This is a genomic window from Poseidonibacter sp. (assembly GCF_041821165.1).
Taxonomy (GTDB): Bacteria; Campylobacterota; Campylobacteria; order Campylobacterales; family Arcobacteraceae; genus Poseidonibacter.
In genome coordinates this window covers 1-21,436 of record NZ_JBGUES010000011.1, presented here as the reverse complement: position 1 = coordinate 21,436, position 21,436 = coordinate 1, and the positions used below count along the sequence as shown (strand labels likewise).

20 protein-coding genes are annotated in these 21,436 nt (G+C 26.9%); 9 read left to right on the top strand and 11 right to left on the bottom strand.

Annotated elements, in window-relative coordinates:
- Positions 1 to 117: 117 nt before the first annotated feature.
- A complete protein-coding gene (locus ACERKK_RS02205) occupies positions 118 to 1,332 on the top strand; it encodes a GGDEF domain-containing protein (protein ID WP_373771440.1) in 1,215 nt (404 codons plus the stop codon).
- Here the strand turns inward: ACERKK_RS02205 and ACERKK_RS02200 are convergent.
- The 5 genes from ACERKK_RS02200 to ACERKK_RS02180 form a co-directional block, all read right to left on the bottom strand.
- Positions 1,321 to 2,361, bottom strand: a complete 1,041-nt coding sequence (locus ACERKK_RS02200) for a glyceraldehyde 3-phosphate dehydrogenase NAD-binding domain-containing protein (protein ID WP_373771439.1) — start codon at positions 2,359 to 2,361, stop codon at positions 1,321 to 1,323. The genes ACERKK_RS02205 and ACERKK_RS02200 overlap by 12 nt on opposite strands.
- A gap of 69 nt (positions 2,362 to 2,430) precedes the next feature.
- Complete coding sequence (locus ACERKK_RS02195) at positions 2,431 to 3,132, bottom strand: pirin family protein (protein ID WP_373771438.1); 702 nt, start codon at positions 3,130 to 3,132, stop codon at positions 2,431 to 2,433.
- Between the two features lie 11 nt (positions 3,133 to 3,143).
- Positions 3,144 to 3,908, bottom strand: a complete 765-nt coding sequence (locus ACERKK_RS02190; protein ID WP_373771437.1) for a class III extradiol ring-cleavage dioxygenase — start codon at positions 3,906 to 3,908, stop codon at positions 3,144 to 3,146.
- Between the two features lie 16 nt (positions 3,909 to 3,924).
- The gene (locus ACERKK_RS02185; protein WP_373771436.1) at positions 3,925 to 4,491 is read right to left on the bottom strand and encodes a YceI family protein; all 567 of its coding nucleotides are present in this window, start codon (positions 4,489 to 4,491) and stop codon (positions 3,925 to 3,927) included.
- Positions 4,492 to 4,538: 47 nt separating this feature from the next.
- Entirely contained in the window at positions 4,539 to 4,991 is a 453-nt protein-coding gene (locus ACERKK_RS02180) for a MarR family winged helix-turn-helix transcriptional regulator (protein ID WP_373771435.1), read from the bottom strand.
- 148 nt (positions 4,992 to 5,139) lie between these two features.
- Here ACERKK_RS02180 and ACERKK_RS02175 point away from each other — a divergent pair, with 148 nt between their 5' ends.
- From ACERKK_RS02175 to carA, 5 genes are read left to right on the top strand one after another with little or no spacing between them, the layout of a single operon-like run.
- Positions 5,140 to 6,249, top strand: coding sequence for an alanine--glyoxylate aminotransferase family protein (locus ACERKK_RS02175; protein ID WP_373771434.1), 1,110 nt, complete (start codon positions 5,140 to 5,142; stop codon positions 6,247 to 6,249).
- A 5-nt stretch (positions 6,250 to 6,254) separates the two neighbouring features.
- Positions 6,255 to 7,100, top strand: a complete 846-nt coding sequence (locus tag ACERKK_RS02170; RefSeq protein ID WP_373771433.1) for an ATP phosphoribosyltransferase regulatory subunit — start codon at positions 6,255 to 6,257, stop codon at positions 7,098 to 7,100.
- A 1-nt stretch (position 7,101) separates the two neighbouring features.
- Positions 7,102 to 8,355 carry an adenylosuccinate synthase gene (locus tag ACERKK_RS02165; RefSeq protein WP_373771432.1) on the top strand — a complete coding sequence of 418 codons (1,254 nt, stop codon included), beginning with the start codon at positions 7,102 to 7,104 and terminating at the stop codon, positions 8,353 to 8,355.
- A gap of 6 nt (positions 8,356 to 8,361) precedes the next feature.
- Positions 8,362 to 8,913, top strand: coding sequence for a DUF507 family protein (locus tag ACERKK_RS02160; RefSeq protein WP_373771431.1), 552 nt, complete (start codon positions 8,362 to 8,364; stop codon positions 8,911 to 8,913).
- Position 8,914: 1 nt separating this feature from the next.
- Positions 8,915 to 10,036 (top strand): glutamine-hydrolyzing carbamoyl-phosphate synthase small subunit, encoded by a 1,122-nt coding sequence (carA, locus tag ACERKK_RS02155; RefSeq protein WP_373771430.1) that lies wholly within the window; start codon positions 8,915 to 8,917, stop codon positions 10,034 to 10,036.
- 200 nt (positions 10,037 to 10,236) lie between these two features.
- Here carA and ACERKK_RS02150 read toward each other — a convergent pair whose 3' ends face one another.
- From ACERKK_RS02150 to ACERKK_RS02135, 4 genes are all read right to left on the bottom strand, one after another.
- Positions 10,237 to 10,722, bottom strand: coding sequence for a phosphatidylglycerophosphatase A (locus ACERKK_RS02150; protein ID WP_373771429.1), 486 nt, complete (start codon positions 10,720 to 10,722; stop codon positions 10,237 to 10,239).
- A 9-nt stretch (positions 10,723 to 10,731) separates the two neighbouring features.
- Positions 10,732 to 11,622 carry a DNA-binding response regulator gene (locus ACERKK_RS02145; RefSeq protein ID WP_373771428.1) on the bottom strand — a complete coding sequence of 297 codons (891 nt, stop codon included), beginning with the start codon at positions 11,620 to 11,622 and terminating at the stop codon, positions 10,732 to 10,734.
- 1 nt (position 11,623) lies between these two features.
- Positions 11,624 to 12,742: a bifunctional 2-C-methyl-D-erythritol 4-phosphate cytidylyltransferase/2-C-methyl-D-erythritol 2,4-cyclodiphosphate synthase gene (locus tag ACERKK_RS02140; RefSeq protein ID WP_373771427.1), complete on the bottom strand. Its 1,119-nt coding sequence runs from the start codon at positions 12,740 to 12,742 to the stop codon at positions 11,624 to 11,626.
- A 66-nt stretch (positions 12,743 to 12,808) separates the two neighbouring features.
- The gene (locus ACERKK_RS02135) at positions 12,809 to 13,621 is read right to left on the bottom strand and encodes an HDOD domain-containing protein (protein WP_373771426.1); all 813 of its coding nucleotides are present in this window, start codon (positions 13,619 to 13,621) and stop codon (positions 12,809 to 12,811) included.
- Between the two features lie 157 nt (positions 13,622 to 13,778).
- On the opposite strand from ACERKK_RS02135, the gene thiC reads away from it, so the two are divergent.
- Positions 13,779 to 15,134 carry a phosphomethylpyrimidine synthase ThiC gene (gene thiC / locus ACERKK_RS02130; protein ID WP_373771425.1) on the top strand — a complete coding sequence of 452 codons (1,356 nt, stop codon included), beginning with the start codon at positions 13,779 to 13,781 and terminating at the stop codon, positions 15,132 to 15,134.
- 6 nt (positions 15,135 to 15,140) lie between these two features.
- On the opposite strand, the gene ACERKK_RS02125 is transcribed toward thiC, so the two are convergent.
- Together ACERKK_RS02125 and ACERKK_RS02120 are read right to left on the bottom strand one after the other, a co-directional pair.
- Positions 15,141 to 16,058 carry an FAD:protein FMN transferase gene (locus ACERKK_RS02125; protein WP_373771424.1) on the bottom strand — a complete coding sequence of 306 codons (918 nt, stop codon included), beginning with the start codon at positions 16,056 to 16,058 and terminating at the stop codon, positions 15,141 to 15,143.
- On the bottom strand, positions 16,051 to 18,096 hold the full coding sequence (locus ACERKK_RS02120; RefSeq protein ID WP_373771423.1) for a 4Fe-4S binding protein: 2,046 nt from the start codon (positions 18,094 to 18,096) through the stop codon (positions 16,051 to 16,053). The genes ACERKK_RS02125 and ACERKK_RS02120 overlap by 8 nt, the downstream gene beginning before the upstream one ends.
- A gap of 225 nt (positions 18,097 to 18,321) precedes the next feature.
- Between ACERKK_RS02120 and ACERKK_RS02115 the strand changes: the two genes are divergently transcribed.
- Both ACERKK_RS02115 and ACERKK_RS02110 read left to right on the top strand, forming a co-directional pair.
- Entirely contained in the window at positions 18,322 to 19,500 is a 1,179-nt protein-coding gene (locus tag ACERKK_RS02115; protein ID WP_373771422.1) for an Mrp/NBP35 family ATP-binding protein, read from the top strand.
- Positions 19,501 to 19,599: 99 nt separating this feature from the next.
- Positions 19,600 to 21,436, top strand: a 1,837-nt coding sequence (locus tag ACERKK_RS02110; RefSeq protein ID WP_373771421.1) for a response regulator, incomplete at its 3' end; no start/stop codon positions are given.

Below are 21,436 nucleotides of genomic sequence, written 5' to 3'. Positions count from 1 at the left end.
AAAGGGTAAGTTCTTTTGAACTTGCCTTTTTTTTTGAACAAAATATTTTTTAATTATATTTAAATAATACTGCTTGTTTTAGAACCTTAAGTATTATATTTTTTTACAGGGAAAATAATGAAGAAAACAATCTCGTACAATAAATTTATACGAAATACAATAATTATTTCAATGAGTTTAATTGTTTCATTGTTTATTTTATATGGTACTTATATTCAATCAAGTAGTATAGAAAAAAGCATTAAAAATGATGCAGGTGTTATGGCAGATTTAGTATTTCAAAACCTTTATACAGTAATGAAAAATGGTGGGAATAAAGAGTCTTTATCTGAACTTGTAAGAAATTTAGAACATAGTATCCCTTCTGCAAATATTAATATAATAAAACCAAATGAAAGCTCTTCAAGTTTTGTAAAAGATGTTTTTGAGAATAAAAAAGCTGATATAAGTAGGCATGAAGATAATGTAATATTTGCATCACCTATTATTTATGCAAAAGAGTGTTTACAATGTCATACTTCTTCAAAAGAAGGAGAAACTGCTGCTGTTTTATTAATGGAATATCCTATTTTGAATTTACAAATTTCATTAAAAGAGATTCTTGTAATGGCAAGTATTCTATTTCTACTAGTAATCATTGTCTTTTTTAGTATGTGGTATGTTCTTCTTAAAAAATATTTTGTAAAACCAATTAAAAGTCTTATTTTTCAAATGAATAAAATAACAAATCATAATGATTTAGAAAAAAAAGTTTTAATTGATACATCAATAAAAGAAGTAAAAGAAATTGAACAAGCATTTAATAGACAAAATGAAGAGTTAATACTTTCATATAATAATTTGGAAAAAATAAGTAATACTGACAGTTTAACAGGTATTTATAATAGAAAAAAATTTGATGAATATTCAGAATTACTTATAAAAAATACAAAACGTTACAGTCATAATTTAAGTTTAATTGTAATTGATTTAAATAAGTTTAAATATGTTAATGATACTTTTGGTCACCATATTGGTGATGATATTTTAGTCTTATTTACAAAACTTGTATCTGAATCAATTCGAGAAAGTGATTACTTTTTTAGAACTGGTGGCGATGAATTTGTTTTATTATTACCAGAAACTTCAGCAATAGAAGCAAGTGTTCTTATTGAAAAAATTAGTACTAAACTTGAAAATAATTTATATACTAATGATGAATTATGTATTGAAATTCAGGCTTCATTTGGTTGTGCAGAATATGGTGTTGATGGACAAACTGTTCAAGGTATAATAGCTATTGCTGATGATAGAATGTATGAAGATAAAAAGCAAAAAAAATTAAGTAGATAATTTAGAATTTTGACTTATATAGAATTTTAAAATATCTACAACTTTTGAAGCATATCCCCATTCATTATCATACCAAACTAAAAGTTTTATCATATTATTGTTTTTAACATCTGTATATCTGTGATCTATTATTGTAGTTTTATTCTCTTTTTTAAAATCACTTGATACTAAAGGTTCATAGTTATTTAATAAAATTGGAAACTCTTGATTTTTTTCATATTCATTAAATAAATTTATAATCTCATCTTTTGAACATTTTTCTTTTGTAAATAAAGTAACATTTATAGCACCAACTGTATCAGTTGGAACTCTTAGCGAACTTGATGATATTAAATCTGAATTAATCTCTTTTAATACTAAAGAACAAGCTGTTATTGTAGTTGTTTTATTTGGAATAATATTTTGAGTGGAAGAGCGACCAAACTCAAAATTGCACTCAACATCTCTTGTAGCACTTCCTACAAAATGTCCATCAAGTACTCTTTGATGATTTAATAAAGGATGAATTGTAACAATATCTCCGCAAACTATTTGTTTTGTATCATTGATTAATTTTAATGCAGGTAAAAGTGCTGTTGCATTACAAGAGCTTGTTGATATTATTTTATGAATATTTGGGGCAAGATCTTTTTCATTTGCCCCTAGGATTATATTTATATCAGCATTTGCATTTGGATGTGTTAGAAAAATAGCTTGAATAGGAAGGTTTTTCAAGATATTTTTATCTTCTTTTTTCCCACTTGCATCTATTATAATATCAATATTATCTAGATTTATATCTGTTAAGTTTTTGTGATTTAATATTTTAATTTTTGCATTACTATTTTGTATAAAGTTATCATTTACTATTTTAAATTTATCCGATAAGTTTCCATATGTTGAATCATAATTAATAGAATAAACAATATTTTCAATATATGGATTAATCTCATTTATGGCTACAATTTCAAAGTTTTTATTATTGATTATTTGTTTTAAAATAGCTTTTCCAATACGTCCAACGCCATTTAATAGTATTTTTATTCTCATGATTTTAGAATACCTATATAAGTTTTTTAAGATTGTACCATAAATGATTTTTAAAAAACTGCTATATATCTATTGTTCATTCATCTCAATAAATAAAAAATGTGAATTTGAAATAGCTTCTATATGTAAATTTTCTTCTTTTACTATTTGCATTGCATCTGAATCTTTTAATTCAAGAGAATTTACAAAAGAAGAACCTTCAATTTGAACAAAATAAACTTGTCTATTTTTCTCTATTTTAAAATCTAAACTTTTTGCTTTTTCAAGTTGTGATACATAAATATTTACATCTTGATATATTCTTACTTTAGAATCTCCTTCTAGTGAAGAGACAATCTTTAGAAGTTTATTTTCTTTTTGAGATGGTGTATATTTATATGAACCATAAAGTCTTGGCAAAGATTGTTTTGGAGGAACTATCCATATTTGAAGCAGTCTTAAATCTTTATTGCTTTTATTATGTTCACTATGATAAATACCATCTCCAGCACTTAAATACTGAACTTCACCAGCTTTTAGAACTTCTTCATTTCCCATTGAATCTTTATGAGAAATTTCTCCATTAACAATATACGAAATAATTTCCATATTTGAATGAGGATGAAGATCAAAACCTGAATTTGCATGAATTATATCATCGTTTAAAACTCTTAAAACTCCAAAGTTTATATTTTCAGGGTTTCTATATTCTGCAAATGAGAAATGAAATCGACTCTGTAGCCAACCAAGATTTGATGTTCCCATATTTTCTTTTGGTAATTTTTTTAACATTTTAAATCCTTTTATTTATCAAAGATAAAACTTTGCATTGAGATATTTGAATAAAGCATCTCACTATTAAATGATTTTCCTTTTTTATTTATAGCACTTCCATAGGCGATAAATAAAGGTAGAAAATGTTCATTTGTCGGATGATTTTTATAAAAATTTATATTTTTTTCAATTTTAATTAAATCATCTTCTCTTTCATTTTCAATAATATCTACAATATCATTATTGAATTTTTTTGCATAATCTTTTATTCTTAAATCCATACTCATATCAGCTAAATTGTGAGTAATTCCACCACTACAAATAATCAATGCTTCATCTTTAAATATTTGAAGTTTTTCTCCTAAATCCATAAGCTCTTTTGGACTAAAAGATTTTGGAATACTTATTTGTAGTACTGGAATTGACAACTTATCATACATTAATGCTAATACATTCCAAACACCATGGTCATAGCTTTTTCTATTTTCATCTATTGATATATCTATATTTTGTTTTTTTAGTTTATCAATAAGATTAAGTGTTAGATTCTCATCACTATTTACTTCATATTGGACTTTATATAATTCATCTTCAAAACCATAAAAATCATACATGATTTTATTTACTTTAGGTGATATGATTTTTAAATCATTAGTTAAGTAGTGTGCTGAAAATATAATTATATATTTTGGTATTTTTATATCTAAAGCTAATTTTCTAATATTTTTTTTTGATTTTATATCACTTAAAATTATATTTGGTGCGCCATGTGAAATAAATAGTGTTGGGTTCATAATTTTTCTTAGCTAATTACTTAGCTAAGATTCCTTCTAATTCAATATTTAATTTTACTTTCTCACCAATTACAACTCCACCTGCTTCTAATGCTTGGTTATAAACTAGACCATAATCACTTCTATTTAATTTTCCACTTAATGCAAGACCAACTCTTGTATTTCCCCATGGGTCAATAATACTTCCATTATTTTCATAATCAAGTTTTACATCTTTTGTAATACCATGTATTGTTAATTTTCCAAAAGCATAATCATCTTTTATTTTTTCTAATGTAAAAGTAATTTCAGGATATTTACCAGCATCAAAAAAATCAGCAGATTTTAAATGCCCATCTCTTTTTGCATTTTCAGTGTTTACAGAATTTACATCTATAATTCCCTTTAAACTTTTTAATTGTTTAGTTTTTTCATCATATTCAAACGAACCAGAAAATTTATCAAATTTTCCTGATACATTTGAAATCATTAAGTGTTTTACTTTAAATCCAACATTTGAATGACTTGTATCAACATTGTATGTTCCTGCATATAATACACCTGCTGCTAAAATTGATGCTAATCCTAATTTTACTAAATTCATTTTTTACCTTTTTGTATTACTAGTTAGTAGTATTTGTTTAAATTTTTTTAATTGGCCTTATAGACTTTATTTAATAATTCATATAAAGTGTCTAGTTCTTCATCATCTAAAACATCTAAAGAATCTCTTAATTGTTTTGCATGATTTGGAAATACTTTTTCTATAATTTCAATACCTTTTTGCGTTATTGTTAATATAGATGCTCTTTTGTCATCAGGATCCGCAATTGATGTAATCCAACCATCTCTTTTAAGATTTTTAACTACAACTGTTGTATTTCCTGGTGTTCCCATTATAAGTTTTGTAATTGAACCTATATTTAGATTACCTCTATGATAAAGAACTTCTAAAACTTTAAATTGATTAAATGTTAGGTTGTTAGCAGATAAATAGTTTACAGTTTTATTGGTAATTTTTAATCGAACTCTTTCTAATCTAACAACAGTTTTCATAGATTTATCAGTTCTATTTCCATAACTTTTTGAACTTTTATTATTCATCTTTTAACTCCTTGAAGGATTATACTACTAGTTAGTACTAAATGTCAAGAGTTTTGAAAAATTTACAAAAAAATGCTTAACCTCTTCGTAATAAAAAATTAGATAAAATATTTCGATTTGCTACAAAGAAAGAAATAAGGAAAGTAAAATGCTATTAACTCCAGGTCCTACTCCAGTACCAGAATTTGTAAGAAAGGCTATGGCTGATATTACAATACATCATAGAACTCCAGAATTTGAAGCTATTTTTGCAGAAACTAGAGAGTTATTATTTGAACTATATGGAATGGATGAAGTTGTAATGCTTGCATCTAGTGGTTCAGGAGCAATGGAAGCTTGTATCACAAACTTAACACATAAAAAAGCCCTTACTATAAATTCAGGTAAGTTTGGTGAAAGATTTGGAAAGATTTGTAAAGCTTTTGATATTGATTACAGTGAAATTAAAAATGAGTGGAATACTCCTGTTAGTGTTGAATCTGTATTAGAAGCAGTTAAAGCTGATAGTGATATAGATGCTATTTTTATTCAATTATGTGAAAGTGCAGGTGGTTTAAGACACCCTGTTGAAGAGATTGCAGCAGCAGTTAAAGAATATAATAAAGATATTATGATTGTTGCAGATGGAATTACAGCAATTGGTGTTGAAAAAATTGATGTTTCTAATTTAGACGCAGTAATCACTGGAAGTCAAAAAGCATTAATGCTTCCTCCAGGATTAGCAATTATTGGATTATCAAATGATGCAGTTTCAAAAATTGAGAAAAAATCTAGAGGTTTTTATTTTAATTTAGCAACAGAAATTAAAAAACAAAGAACTAATACTACAGCATGGACAGCAGCTACAACATTAATTATTGGATTAAGAGAAATTTTATCTAATATTAAAAATAATGGTGGTTTTGATGCTTTATATGAACAAACAGCATTAAGAGCGAGTGCTACAAGAGAAGCATTACTTGCAATTGGTTGTGAGATTTATCCAAAAACTCCTGCAAATGCTATGACAACTATTTATACAGAAAATGCACCTGCTATTAGAAAAATATTAAAAACTAAATATGGTGTTAATATTGCTGGTGGACAAGATCATATAAAATCATTAATTTTTAGAATTAATCATATGGGATTAGTTGAAGACAATGAAGCTTCATGGGCAGTAAATACTGTTGAGTTAGCTTTAGATGAATTAGGTGTTAGAACTTTTGATGGAACGGCTAGTAAAGTGTTTTCAACAAAAATGTTCAAAGGTAATTAATTCTTATGATTTTTGAACATGAAATTCCAAATGGTAGTAGATTATACTTTGGTAAATCTGCTAAAGCAAAAAGAGCCTTAGAAAATAAAGTTTGTGAAATATTAGATAATAGAGATTTTGAAGAGATTCTAACTCCTAATTTCTCATATTCACAACATCAATCAATTGAATGTGAAAAAAAACTAATTAAGTTTTCTGATGAGCAAAATGAACAAGTTTCATTAAGAGCTGATTCTACTTTAGATGTAGTTAGAATTATTTCAAAAAGATTAGGAAGAACTACAGACCATAAAAAATGGTTCTATGTTCAACCAATCTTTACTTATCCATCAACAGAAGAGTACCAAATTGGTTGTGAATGGGTTGGACATAATAATATCGCTGATATTATGAATTTAACAGTTGATATTTTAAAATCATTAAATATAGAGCCAATTTTACAAATTTCTAATATTAATATTCCAAAACTTGTTGCACTTGAGTTAAATATTGATATTGAATTATTTAAAAATGGAGAGATAGCATCATTATTTAAATTAAAATGTGATTGGCTTGATAAATTAATAAAAGTTAAAAACATTAGTGATTTAGAAGAAGTAATTGCTTTAGTACCTGCATCAATAAAAGCTGAATTAGAAAAATTACTTGAAAAAGCAAATGAAGTGAATTATTCAAATATTATTATTGCACCATTATATTATGGTTCATTAAAATATTATGATGGTATTTATTATAGAGTTATAAAAGATAATCTTACAGTATGTAAGGGTGGAATGTATTCAAGTGAAGGTATGTCTTCATTAGGTTTTGCATTGTATACAGATAGTTTATTAAAAATTTTAGAGGATTAATATGAGTAAAGCAGATTTAATTGTAGGAATACAATGGGGTGACGAAGGTAAAGGTAAGATGGTTGATATGCTTGCCCAAAATTATGATATGGTTTGTAGAAGTCAAGGTGGACACAATGCAGGTCATACAATCTGGGTTGATGGTGTAAGATACGCATTACACTTAATTCCATCTGGAGTTTTAAATCCAAAAGCTATTAATATTATTGGAAATGGAGTTGTATTATCTCCTGAATCAATTATTAAAGAAATGGAACAGTTTAATGATTTAGAAGGAAGATTATTTATTTCTGATAAAGCACATTTAAACCTACCATACCATGCTTTAATTGACCAAGCTAAAGAGAGACTAAAAGGTGATAAAGCTATTGGTACAACTGGAAAAGGAATCGGACCTGCTTATGCTGAGAAAATTTCAAGAACAGGATTTAGAGTTGGTGAATTATTAAACCCTAGTAAATTAACTGAATCAATTATTGAATTCTTTGAACAAAATAAAGCGATTTTCAATGTATTAGAAATCCCAACTCCTAATAAAGACGAATTATTAGAATTATTAACATCTTATAAAGATGCTTTAGCTCCATTTATTGCAGATACAACAATTATGGTTTGGGATGCAATTGATTCTGATAAGAGAATTTTATTAGAAGGTGCACAAGGTACTTTACTTGATATTGACCATGGAACATATCCTTATGTTACATCTTCTTCAACTGTAAGTGCAGGAGCTTGTACTGGTTTAGGAATATCTCCAAAAGATATTGGACAAGTTACAGGTATTGTTAAAGCTTATACTACAAGAGTTGGTAATGGTCCTTTCCCTTCTGAAGATTTTACAGAAGAAGGTCAAAAGATTGCTGATATTGGTAAAGAAGTAGGTGTTACAACAGGAAGAGGAAGAAGATGTGGTTGGTTTGATGCTATTGCTGTTAAACATGCTGCAAGATTAAATGGTTGTGATCAATTATCTTTAATGAAACTTGATGTTTTAGATGGATTCCCTAAAATTAAAATCTGTGTGGCTTATGATTTAAATGGGCAAAGAATTGATTATATGCCATCAGATTTAGAAAATGTTAAACCAATTTATGAAGAATTTGACGGTTGGGATACATTAGCTGGTGCTAGAGATTTTGATGCTCTACCTTTAAATGCTAAAAAATATATTGAAAAAATCGAAGAAGTTACATCTGTAAGAGTAGGGATTGTATCAACTTCACCAGAAAGAGCCGACACAATTATTAGGGGGTAATTTTTTATGAGAATGAAAACACATCATACACCATATATTTCAAGAAGAATCACAAGAGATTTAATCACTTGTGAATTCGTTGAAATTAGAAAAGAAAAACATAGTATTGAAGCTGAAATTGAAAAAATATTAGATGCTGATATTGATAAAGAATATGATCTTGATGAAAAAGTTAATGAAATTTTAGATGCACAAGAAGAAGAAATAGAATTCCACAATGCAGATAGAAGACAACTTTTTTGGATGACTAAAAAAAGATTAGCTAATGATTATGGTGTTATTTTAAATAATGAAGATAGGTTTTCAGATATTGCTCACCAAATATTAGATTATTTATGGGATGAAGATTTTATTCATTATACATGTTCAGATAATCAAATCAAAAATGTAATTTTTGCTTCGATTGATGAATTTATGAAAGGTTTTGAGGAAGCTGATTCAGATGTTATAGCTAAACTTAAAAACTATAAAAGAAAGTTAATACCAGGTACAGATGACTATGAGCAAATTTATCATAGTTTATATGAAGAAGAATTAATAAAGAGAGGATTGATATAATATGCAAAGAGTATGGATATATTTAGAGAATGGTACATTTTTAGAAGCAAAATCATTTGGTGCAACAGGAACATCTGTTGGTGAAATAGTTTTTAATACGTCATTAACAGGATACCAAGAAATAATCTCTGATCCATCTTACGCTGGACAGTTTGTTACATTTACAATGCCAGAAATTGGTAATGTTGGTGTAAATGACAATGATATGGAAAGTAGAAATTGTCACTGTAAAGGTGTATTAGTAAGAAATTACCATAATGATTACTCAAACTTTAGAGCACAAGATACTTTAGATTCTTTACTAAAAGAGCATAATGTTTTAGGTATTTGTGAAATAGATACAAGATATTTAACTAAAATGTTAAGAGATGAAGGTGCAATGATGATGATTGCATCAACTGAAATTCACGATAAAGATGAGTTAGCTAAACAATTAGCTGCAAGTCCTAGAATTGAAGATATCAACTATATTGAACAAGTATCTACAAAAGAAGCATATGTTCATAAATTTGGTGCTTGGAATCATTCTGAAATGGCATATAATAAAGCAATGATGAGTGATAAAAAAGTTCTTGTTGTTGATTTTGGTGTTAAAAGAAATATCTTAAATGAATTAGTTCAATCAGGTCTTGAAGTTGAAGTTATTCCATCATCGTTTAAAGCAGAAGATTTAATTGCTAGATTTGAAGCAAAAGAAATTGGTGGTATCTTCTTATCAAATGGTCCAGGTGATCCACTTACTTTAACTAAAGAAAAAGCAGAAGTTGAAAAACTTATAAATGCAAACATTCCAATGTTCGCAATTTGTTTAGGACACCAAATGTTATCTATTGCTCATGGATATGATACATATAAATTAAAATTTGGACAACATGGTGGAAATCATCCAGTTGTAAATCCAAGTAATGTAGTAGAAATTACTGCACAAAACCATAACTATAATGTTCCTGATAATATTATAGAAATTGCTGAAATCACTCACCAAAACTTATTTGATAATACTATTGAAGGTGTTAAATATAAGAATAAAGATATTTTCTCAGTACAACATCACCCAGAGGCTTCACCAGGTCCTCATGAGTCTAAATACATCTTTAACGAATTCGCTAAGATTGTGAAATAATTCATTTTATTTCCATAATCTCTGCGTTGAAGTTCTAAATTTATTCGTCATGTACTTAATGTACACTCCTTTTAAATTTAGAACTTCGCCTTGACCTTATGTAAAACAATAAATTCTTTAACAATCTTACTTTAGAATTTAGGTATAAAAAAGGGGGAAGAGTTAAACTCTTCCCCCTTTTTTTATTTATATTCTTATTTTTATACTAAGAACATTTGGATAAGTTGATAAGTTCCAACTGTTGCAATACCTGCAGCAATTCCAGCTAATAGGTCATCACCCATAACTCCCCATCCACCTTTTACATCTCTATCAATTTTACCAATTAATGAAGGTTTCCAAATATCAAAAAGTCTAAAATAAAAGAATGCTAAAGTAGCTACTATAATCATTGAAGATGTACTTTCAATATTTATCCAACAAATTGATAAAGTTATCCACATACCAGCTAATTCATCGATTACAATCTCTTTGCTATCATGTTCACCTGTTTCTTTTTCATAAATATCTATTTGTTTAACGGCTAATGCACTTATTAACAGAGATAATAAAAAAATTGTTGATACATGTAAGTATTGAACTAAAACTAAACCTATTAATAGTGATACAAATGAACCTGCTGTTCCTGGTGCTTTAGGAAAAAGCCCTGAATATCCTACTGTTAAAAAAAACTTTCTTAAATTCAATTTTTGTCCTTACTTTTTCTTTTCTATTCCAAGTTTTTTTCTCTTTTCCCAAAGAGATTTTCTTGAAATTCCTAATTTTTTTGATAACTCTGTATCTGGATATTTTGTTTGGTATGATAAAACCATTAATTTTACATAATCATTTATTGTCATAATATTTGTATTTGTAATTAGTTGATTATTATTATTAAACTCAATTTTTCTATGAGGGAAATCAACTTCTGTTTCAAGTGATGAAATAATACAATCTTTATCTTCAATTAGTTTAATTAGATTCTCTTTTGCATTTCTTTTTAATGTATGAAAATCAGTAAGATAAATTATAGATTTAAATTGAACTGCATTTATTTGTTTTTGCCATGTAGTTGAGTTTAATGAAATAAATGTAATTGGCATATCAATTTTTCTTGATAATTCAAATACTAATTTATCTGAACACATTTGAGAATTTGATTCTATTAATATTGGAAATGAAGGAGGTAATAAAACATCTGATGTATCAATATCAGACATTACAAACTTTACATAATCTCTTAGCGTTTGAAGTTCTCTTTTTATTGATCTACACTCTTTATAATGATAAAGTTTTCTAACTAATTCATCCATAATAAATGGTTTCATTATATAGTCTTTAGCACCATCTTTAATTGGATTAGTTACTGTTTCATCTGAAATATAAGAAACTAATAAAATTATTATAGAAATCTCTTTATATCTTTTTATAATACTTTTGCATAAAGCAGAAGGTAAAGATGTAGATAAAAGTATAATATCATACTCTTTTGTTAGGTTATCAATATTTGGTGATTCAATATAGTCGCAGCTATGTCCATCATCTAATAATCTTGATACAATTTTTTGTGCTAAGTAAATTTCATTTTCTATAATTAATATATTCATTTCATTTCCAGTTGTAATATTTCAATGTTGCAATACTTTGTACAGCAACGCCTTCACTTCTTCCTATAAATCCCATCTTTTCTGCTGTTGTAGCTTTGATATTTACAAACTGTTTATCAATTTGTAATAACTTAGCCATTGAACTTTTTATTTCATTTTTAACAGGGTTTATTTTTGGTTTTTGGGCAATAATAGTTAAATCAATATTTACTATTTCATACCCAACATTATAAATAAAAGAGACTATCTCTTGAAGTAAGATTTTAGAATCTATTCCTTTATATTTTTCATCTGTATCTGGGAAAAACTCTCCAATATCTCCAGCACCAGCTGCTCCTAAAAGAGCATCAATTACTGAATGAATTAATACATCACCATCGCTATGCGCTTTAAATCCAAAATCACAATCTAATAAAACACCACCAAGATACATCTCTTTGTTATCTTCAAATTGGTGAATATCAAAACCTGTACCTGTGAAAAAATTATTTGAAGCAGGTTTTAAACAATCAATATCTTTTAATTCATCACCAAAAGTAAGTTTTTTACTTTTAGTACTTCCTTGAATATATTTAATAGTTCCATTATTTGCTTTTATAGCAGAACTATCATCTGTATATTCAACATCTGTTAAAAGAGAATTTTTAAGAATTTTGGTATTTGAAAGCTGAGGAGTTTGAATAAGTTTTACGTTGTCTCTATTAATTGTATCTTCACCATAAACTACGGTATCAGAAACATTTAAAACAGGAACAATACAATCTGCATTTTGTTTTTCTTCTAATAGATTGTTTATTACACTATAAGGGATACATGCTCTTGCAACATCTGTTATCATTACATATTTACTAGTAGCATTTTGTAATGAGTTTTTTATTGATTCTTGTCTGGTTTGACCACCTTCAACGAAAGTGTAGTCATCAGTAAAGTTTTGCATATATTTTAGTTCATTAGAATGAGAAGTAATTATAATTTCATCAAAATTAGCATAAGTACTTAATCTTTTTGTAACATTTAGCCATAATGGCTCATTATCAATTCTAATCCATTGTTTCTTTGTTTTATGTTCAAACCTCGAGGAGTTACCTGCACATAGAACTATTAGTGTAACATCTAACAATAAAATTCCCTTGTGTAAAAAAGTTACATATTATATAGGAATTTTACTTATGCTGAAGTTAAGTATTTATTTTAGTTTTGATTTGATTTGCTTAATTGAAGTTAACAAAATTTCAGTGTCAAAATTATAGTCTATTGCTTTATTAACAGCATTTTCTATTGCTTTTTCATTAAAAGGATTTCTAATATCTGTTAAAATTTTAGTAATCTCTAGTATTTGAGCAGACTTAGCAAAGCTTGATGGGCATTCTTGTATCTTATCAACATACGCAATTGGTAAAATTAGGTTAGGACTAAAAGACCAATATTTAAATATATTTGCAGTTACCTTAGAACTTGTTAATCCTGTAAACTCTTTTTCACAATCAGAGATACTTTTTTCACTATTTAGTTCTTCTTTAAATTTATCTTCTAATTTATTTTGTTGTATAAAGTCAGAAATTATGAATTTACCTATTTCTTGTAAAAATGCTGGCATTAATAGTTTAATTTTTAATTGTTTATCAATTTGAGAAACCCAAATATTTATAATCTCAGATGCAAGTGCACAGATATATATAAACTTATCATTACTAATACTATATGCACTTAAATTAGATTTTAGGGTATTTTGAACAACTGAACCAATTGCAATTGAAATAGTAAAATTTATACCTAATAAGTTAATTGCTCTACTTAATGTTTCAACTTGGCTTCTAAACCCATACATACTAGAATTGGCTATTCTTAAAATTGTAGTAATCATTAATGGATCTTTTTCTATGATTTTAATTAGCTCTTCTGTTGTTGGATTGTCTAAGTTTCTAAAGTCCTCTAACTCAAGAATACTTTGAGGTAAGGGTGGTAAAGAATCAATTTTTTCATCTAATGTTTTTTTCATTGTAATTACATTCCTAAAATCTTTATGACATAAGCAATTATTATATAGAAAAGAAACTTACATAAATAATAAGTCTAAATTATAAGAGAATTTTTGCTTCTCTAAACATTTGTTGGCTATAATCGAAAATTAAATAAATATTATAGGATTTTTAAAAATGAGAGAATGGTTAGAAAATCATAAAAATGATAAAGTTAGAACTCAAATGTATTATGCAAGACAAGGTATTGTTACTCCAGATATGGAATACGTTGCAAAAATTGAAAAAGTAGATCCAGAAGTTATTCGATCTGAAATTGCAAGAGGAAGATTAATTATTCCAGCAAACGTAAATCATAAACATGTAGTTCCAATGGCAATTGGTATTGCTTCATCTTGTAAAATTAATGCAAATATCGGTTCTTCTGCACTAGCTTCTGATGTAGCTGGTGAAATTGAAAAAGTTGATGTATGTTTAAAATATGGTGCTGATACTATTATGGATTTAAGTACAGGTGGTGACTTAGATTCTATTAGAACAGCAGTTATTGAGCATTCAACTGTACCTATTGGAACAGTTCCAATTTATCAAATCTTACATGACTGTAAAGATAAAATTGAAGATTTATCTATTGATGTTATGTTAAAAGTTTTAGAGAAACAAGCACAACAAGGTGTTTCTTACTTTACAATTCATGCAGGTTTCTTACTTGAAAATATGCCTAATGTTGCAAAAAGAAAAATGGGAATCGTTTCAAGAGGTGGTTCTTTAATGGCTGCATGGATGATGCATTACCATAAAGAAAACCCATTTTATGAAGCATTTGATGATATTTTAGAAATTTGTAGAAAATATGATGTTTCTTTATCTTTAGGAGATTCTTTAAGACCAGGTTGTTTAGCAGATGCTTCTGATCCTGCACAATTATCTGAGCTTAAAGTTCTTGGAGAATTAACTCTAAGAGCATGGGAAAAAGATGTTCAAGTTATGATTGAAGGACCAGGTCACGTTCCTTTAAATCAAATTGAAAGAAATATGAAATTAGAAAAAGAGTATTGTCATGAAGCTCCTTTCTATATCTTAGGACCATTAGTAACTGATATTGCTGCTGGTTATGATCATATTTCATCTGCAATTGGTGCGGCTGTTGGTGGATGGCATGGAGCTTCAATGCTTTGTTATGTAACACCAAAAGAGCACTTAGGTTTACCAAATGCTGCTGATGTTAGAGATGGGATTATTGCATATAAAATTGCTGCTCATGCTGCTGATATTGCAAGAGGTAGAAAAGGTGCAAGAGATATTGATGATGAAATGTCTGATGCTAGATATGGTTTTGATTGGAATAGACAATTTGAACTTTGTTTAGACCCAGATAGAGCTAGAGAATATCATGATGAAACTCTTCCTCAAGATGTATTTAAAGAAGCTGAGTTTTGTTCAATGTGTGGACCAAAATTCTGTTCATACAAAATTACTCAAAAAATCGTTGCTGAACATGGTGAAGCAATGTTAGATATCGCAAACGATTAATAAAATTTATGAAAGATATACTCTAGCTTTAGGGTATATCTTCATAAGCTTTTCTCTTTCTTTTTTAGAAATCACAGCTAATGCTGTTGCTAAACCATCTGCTAATGTTGCATTTTCTGCAAGTACAGTAACTGAATTTATATAATCTACACTTACAGCTTTTTTTGCATTTATCAAATGATGATATTTTTTATTAAATCTTGTTCCATATGCTCCTGAACTAGCCATTGCTTCATTATTTATTTGAATATAATCTTGATTTTTTAAATAAGGTGTTAAAATATTCCAATCTCTTTTTTGTGGATGTTGTCCAATAGCATTAATTTCACCTAAGTCTACTAAGACATTCATAAAACCTTCTTTTTTAAGTAAATTACTTATCTTATCACTTATATAGCCTTGTGCTATACCATTTAATGTTATGGCCATATTTTTTTTATTGAGTCTAATTTGTTTTTCATTAAAAAAGATATTTTTATAAGAAACTAATTTTTTTGCTTCTTTTACTTTTTGTTTTAATATTTTTTCATTATTAGAATATTTTGAATAAGCATTCCATAATGGCTGAATAGAAATATCAAATACTCCGTTTGTTTGTTTGGAAATTGTATTGGAAAAAGAGATTAGTTCTAATAATTCTTTTGGAGGATTATTTAAATATCCCTTAGAATTTAGTTGATTAATACTTGAATTATCTTTATATAAAGAAAAAATATTTTCAAGTCTAAGAATTTCTTCCTCACATTTTTTTAATATTTTTTTAATATAAGAAATATTATGATGATATAATGTCATAGTAGAAGGAGCACCTAACGCCACACCTTCCCAAGTAATTTGTTCAAGTCTTGTATCTTTTGATAATAAAGGAGTAACTAAACAAATAGCCGAAATACTTAAAAACTTTCTTCTTGATATCTTAGTCATTTGTTTTTCTCCATGATGTAATCTTTTTATCTTTTGCATTTTTTATTAGAATTTTACACAGTTTATCATCACTATAAATTTGTACACAATCTAAACATTGAAAACATTCATCATATTTTATATGACCATCTTTTTTATCAATTGCATTGTAGTTACAATTTTTATAACAGTTATTACATGGATTTCCACACTCTTTTCTTCTTGGTAACCAATCTAAAAATTTTAATTTTCCAGCAAGTGAAAGAAAAGCTCCTAAAGGACAGATAAATCTACAAAACCCTTTGAATATAAACATGCTTAGAAAAATCCAAAATAGTGCATATAGAACATATGGAATTTCTCTGTCAAATATTAAAGTAATTGATGTTTTAAAAGGTTCTATTTCAATTAAATACTCAGTTATTTTAGGAGCAAAAATTACAGATAAGATAAGTAAAACTAAAACTATATATCTAATATAAGTCATCTTATCACTAAGTTTTTGAGGTACTTTGATAATAGGAAGACGTAAAAGTCTTGCAAAATAATATGATAACTCTTGCAATACTCCATAAGGACATAACCATCCACAAAATGTCCCTCTTCCCCAAATAATAAGTGAAATAAAAACAAAAAACCAAATAATAAGTGAGAACGGATCATATAATAAAAAGTTAAGACTTTGAGAGTTAAGTATTGCTTTTACAAACCCTAATATAGTAACCATACTAAGTTGACCTTGTCCATACCAACCAATAAAAAATAATGTAATCAATAATATAAAAGTTCTTTTATATCGAAGCTTTTCCAACAAAGTTTGATATTTATAAAGTGTTATAAATAATACTGTTAGGAAAATACTTAGAATAATAAGTTTATTTTTTTGTTCAATCATAGAACTTAACCATAAAGCTTGTTCTTCTTTTTTTTCTAATGTTTCAAAATATCTATTAGGAGTTTTTATCTCAAAATCAATGCTTTTTAAAATAGGTGTAGAATATAAAGTTGTATCACCTCTTAAAAATTTTAAATTAAATAGCCAAGAACTTGATGGATCAAAGTTGTATTTTTTATCAACATCTAAAATAATAGCTTGGTTAAAGTTAGGGATATTATCTAAAAATTGTATTTCATAGTCCCCATCATTTATATGAATAGGAAAAGTATCTTGAATAATTTCAAATGTATCAGGCGAAGTATTTGGTACAAAGTTTTCTGATAATATTTGGTGTTCACCATTTGCAAATATTATAATTGGTTCTTGTGTTTGAGTAATTTGATTTTTGATTTCTTCTTGAGTTTCAAGTTGCAGTAAATTATTCATAATACTAGGAATTGCTAAATTTGCAATGTATAAATCTAAAAAAACATCATCTTTATTTTCTTTAAATGAATTGTTTTCAAAGCCTGAATCTTTAAAAAGTTTTTCTATATCACCCTTTTTGATTTTTATGTTTGTAATTAATCTTTTTTCTAAAAGTTCTTTAAAAGTTAATTTTTCAAATAAATCTTTTTTTGCATTTCTTATTTGTTTTGGAGCAACTCCTGATAATTTTTGACTTGCTACTTTAATAGAGGAAGCGAGGATACTATCATTTGCAATTTTTACAGAAGCAGTTGCTTTGCTTACTCCATCTATATATACTGTATTACTTACAGTTATTTGTTTTCCTACTTTAATGTTTGAAGATAGGTTTTTCTGCTTATATTGTTCTAAAAATTCAAGAAATGGCACAACTCCTAGACCTGATACAAATACAGGTTCATCTTGGTCTAATAGATTTACATCTAAAAAGTTTCCATCTAAATCTATTGTTACAAGCATATTCATTTTTCCACCTGAAAAGCCTAATACTGGAGCAAGGTCATATGTTTCAAATGTATAAGCTTGTAATTTCCCATCTTTATTTAATACTTCCCAAATAGGTAAATTTAGATCTTTTTTACCTAATTTCATTTCTTGACTTAGGAAGTTTTTAAGTTCATCTTTTTTAAGTGAAGCATAAAGGTTATGAGATAAAGTAACTGTTAATAAAAATATAATGAATAACTTAAACATATCAACTCTTTTTTGAATTTATACTAAGTATATATTAGTTTTATAGCGTATGTTTAGCAAAAGTTATTTAATGAGTATAATTTATAATTCTTTAATTTTCATATTTTTTAGATAATATAATTCTGATAAAAATGGTAAAAATATGTTAATTTGAATCAATTAAGACAAAAATTATCCTATTTCAATTATAATACAAATATTAAATATAATTAAAGGACTTTTTCTATGGCAAATATAGAAGGTATTAAAAAAGAATTAGAAAATATCAAATATCCAGGTTTTGCAAAATCTATTATTGAATTTGGTTTTGTAAAAGATGTTCAAGTAAATGGAACAAATTGTTTAATTAGCTTAGATATCACATCAACTGCACCTGAAGTTGAAGCACAATTAACTAAAGAAATCACAGCATGTATGAACGCTATTGGAATGAATGCTACACTTAATTTCAATAAGCCAGAAGCTCCAAAACAAAACAGCAACTCTGTTAGTGGAAAGAATATTGCACCACAAATTAAAAAAGTGGTAATGGTAAGTTCAGGAAAAGGTGGAGTTGGTAAATCAACTACTACTGTAAACTTAGCAGTTGCAGCTGCTATGCAAGGTAAAAAAGTTGGTATCTTAGATGCTGATATCTATGGTCCAAATATTCCTCGAATGATGGGTTTACAAGGTAAAGAAGTAGAAATTATTGGTGATAAAGCTAAACCATTAAATGCATATGGTGTTGATGTTATGTCAATGGGTATGTTAATGGAAGAAGGTCAAGCTCTTATTTGGAGAGGTGCTATGATTATGAAAGCAATCCAACAATTATTAAGAGATATCTTATGGGAAGAATTAGATATTTTATTTATTGATATGCCTCCAGGAACTGGTGATGCTCAATTAACTTTAGCTCAAAGTGTTCCAGTAGCTGCTGGTATTAATGTTACAACTCCTCAGCATGTAGCACTTGATGATTCAAGAAGATCATTAGATATGTTTAAAAAATTACATATTCCAGTTGCTGGAATTGTTGAAAATATGAGTGGATTTATTTGTCCATCATGTGAAACAGAATCTGATATCTTTGGAATGGGAACTTGTGATGCTTTAGCTGATCAATATAATACTCAAGTATTAGGAAACTTACCAATTGAACCTGCTATTAGAGAAGGTGGAGATACTGGAAAACCTGTTACTTACTTTAATCCTGAATCTGTATCTGCAAAAAGATATATGATTGCTGCTGAAAAGTTAATTACTTTCCTAGCAAGTATTGATGATGATAGAACTAATGAATCTATTCAACCAACAACAGCTCCAGGTGTTAGCGCTTGTTCAACAGCTGCTGCTCCTAAAGCACAAGAACCAGCTAAGTCATCTGGTGGAAGCTGTGGTACTGGATGTGGTTGCCACTAGTTTAAAATAAAAAAAGAGATTTATCTCTTTTTTTATAACTATTCACTTTTTATTCATTTAAATTTAATACTATAAAGTATATATTTCTTAGGCATATCAATGAACAAAATCAAAATACTTTATATAGATTCAGATGTAAACTATGGACAAAACTTATTATCATATTTACTAAAAAAAAATTATGATATCAAATACATTAAATCATTTAAAGAAGCATTAATTGAAATTTCTTTTTTTAAACCAGATATTTTAATTACAGATATAGATTTAATTGATGGCAGTGGTTTAACCCTTATTGATAAAATTAGAAAATACCACAAAGACATAAGTACAGTTTTACTATCTTCTGAACTTAATGAAAAACTACTTCTTTCAATAATCTCAATTAAATTAGATAAATTTATATTAAAAAAACAATCTTTTGACTTAATAGAAAATGAAATAAATAAAATCCAAATTAAAGAAAAAAATGAAAATACTTTTTTAGAAGAAGAGTTTGATTTAGGTGAAGATTATATTTATAAGAAAAATTGTTTATATACTCCAAATGAAGAAATTATAAAGTTAACAACTCAAGAAAACTCTTTATTAAAAATACTTGTACAAGCTAAAGGTGAATGTGTAAGTTATGAAATATTAAAACACTCTTTATCTAAAACAAATTTTACTTCTGTTGATACTATTAGAACTGTTATTCGTAAAATAAGAAAAAAAACTTTTCCTTCTATAATTAAAAATCATAGTGGAATAGGGTATAAGATTAATTATTACAATATAGATGAGGCTTCTTCGTCTTTCTTATGCGATTTTGAAAAACTTGATATAAAAGTATTAGTATTAAAAGGCAATACAAAAAATAATTCCCTTTTATGTTATGAGCTAAAAAAATTTGCAATACAATGTGATAGTGCTTATACTATTGCATACGCAAAAGAGCTAATAAATATAAAACAATATGATTATATAATCTCTGATTTAAATTTACCTGATGGTGAAATGATTGATTTTATTAGAGAATTTGAAGAGCTAAGTACTACAAAAATGATTGTTTTATCTTCAAGTAAAGATATTCATTACAAAGATTATTTATATTTTAAAGGTATTTTAGATTATATAATAGATGTTAATAATTTTGCTTCTTTATCTACACGTATTTACAAAACAATACTAAAAGTTCAAAAAAATACAATTTATAATAATATATTAGTAATTGAACAGTCAAAGAAAATATCAGAACAAATAAAAGATTTATTAATTCCAAGAAATTATAATGTTGATATCTTATCATCTTTAGAACAATCATGTGAAATATTAAAAGAAAAAAAATATAGTGTAATAATTTTAGATATTACATTTGATGAATGTTTTAGTTTTATTAGAAAAGTAAAAAATGATATTAATAAATCTTTACCTATTATCTTATTAACAGATACAAGTAGAACATATGAAATTGTAAGAGATGCATATAGTAATGGTGCTTCTGAATGTTTACGAAAACCAATATATGCAGAAGAGTTTATCTTAAAGATTGAACAACACTCTGATACTTCAAAACTAATTTATGAACTGGTTGAACAAAAAGAGTTGATGAAGAATTATAAAATAATTGTAGATCAATCATCAATTATCTCAAAAACTAATATTAAAGGTATTATTACTTATGTTAATAAAAACTTTTGCGATATTTCAGGTTATTCTTCTGATGAATTAATTGGTAGGTCACATAATATTATAAGAGATCCAAGTGAACCAAAAAAACTTTTTGAAAACCTTTGGAGAACAATTAAAGATGAAAAAAAAATATGGTCAGGAGTTCTAAAAAATATTACAAAAGATGGAAAAGTATATTATGTACAGTCATCAATAATGCCTGTTTTAGATGAAAACAAGAATATTATTGAATTTATTGCATTAAGAACTGATGTTACTAATATAT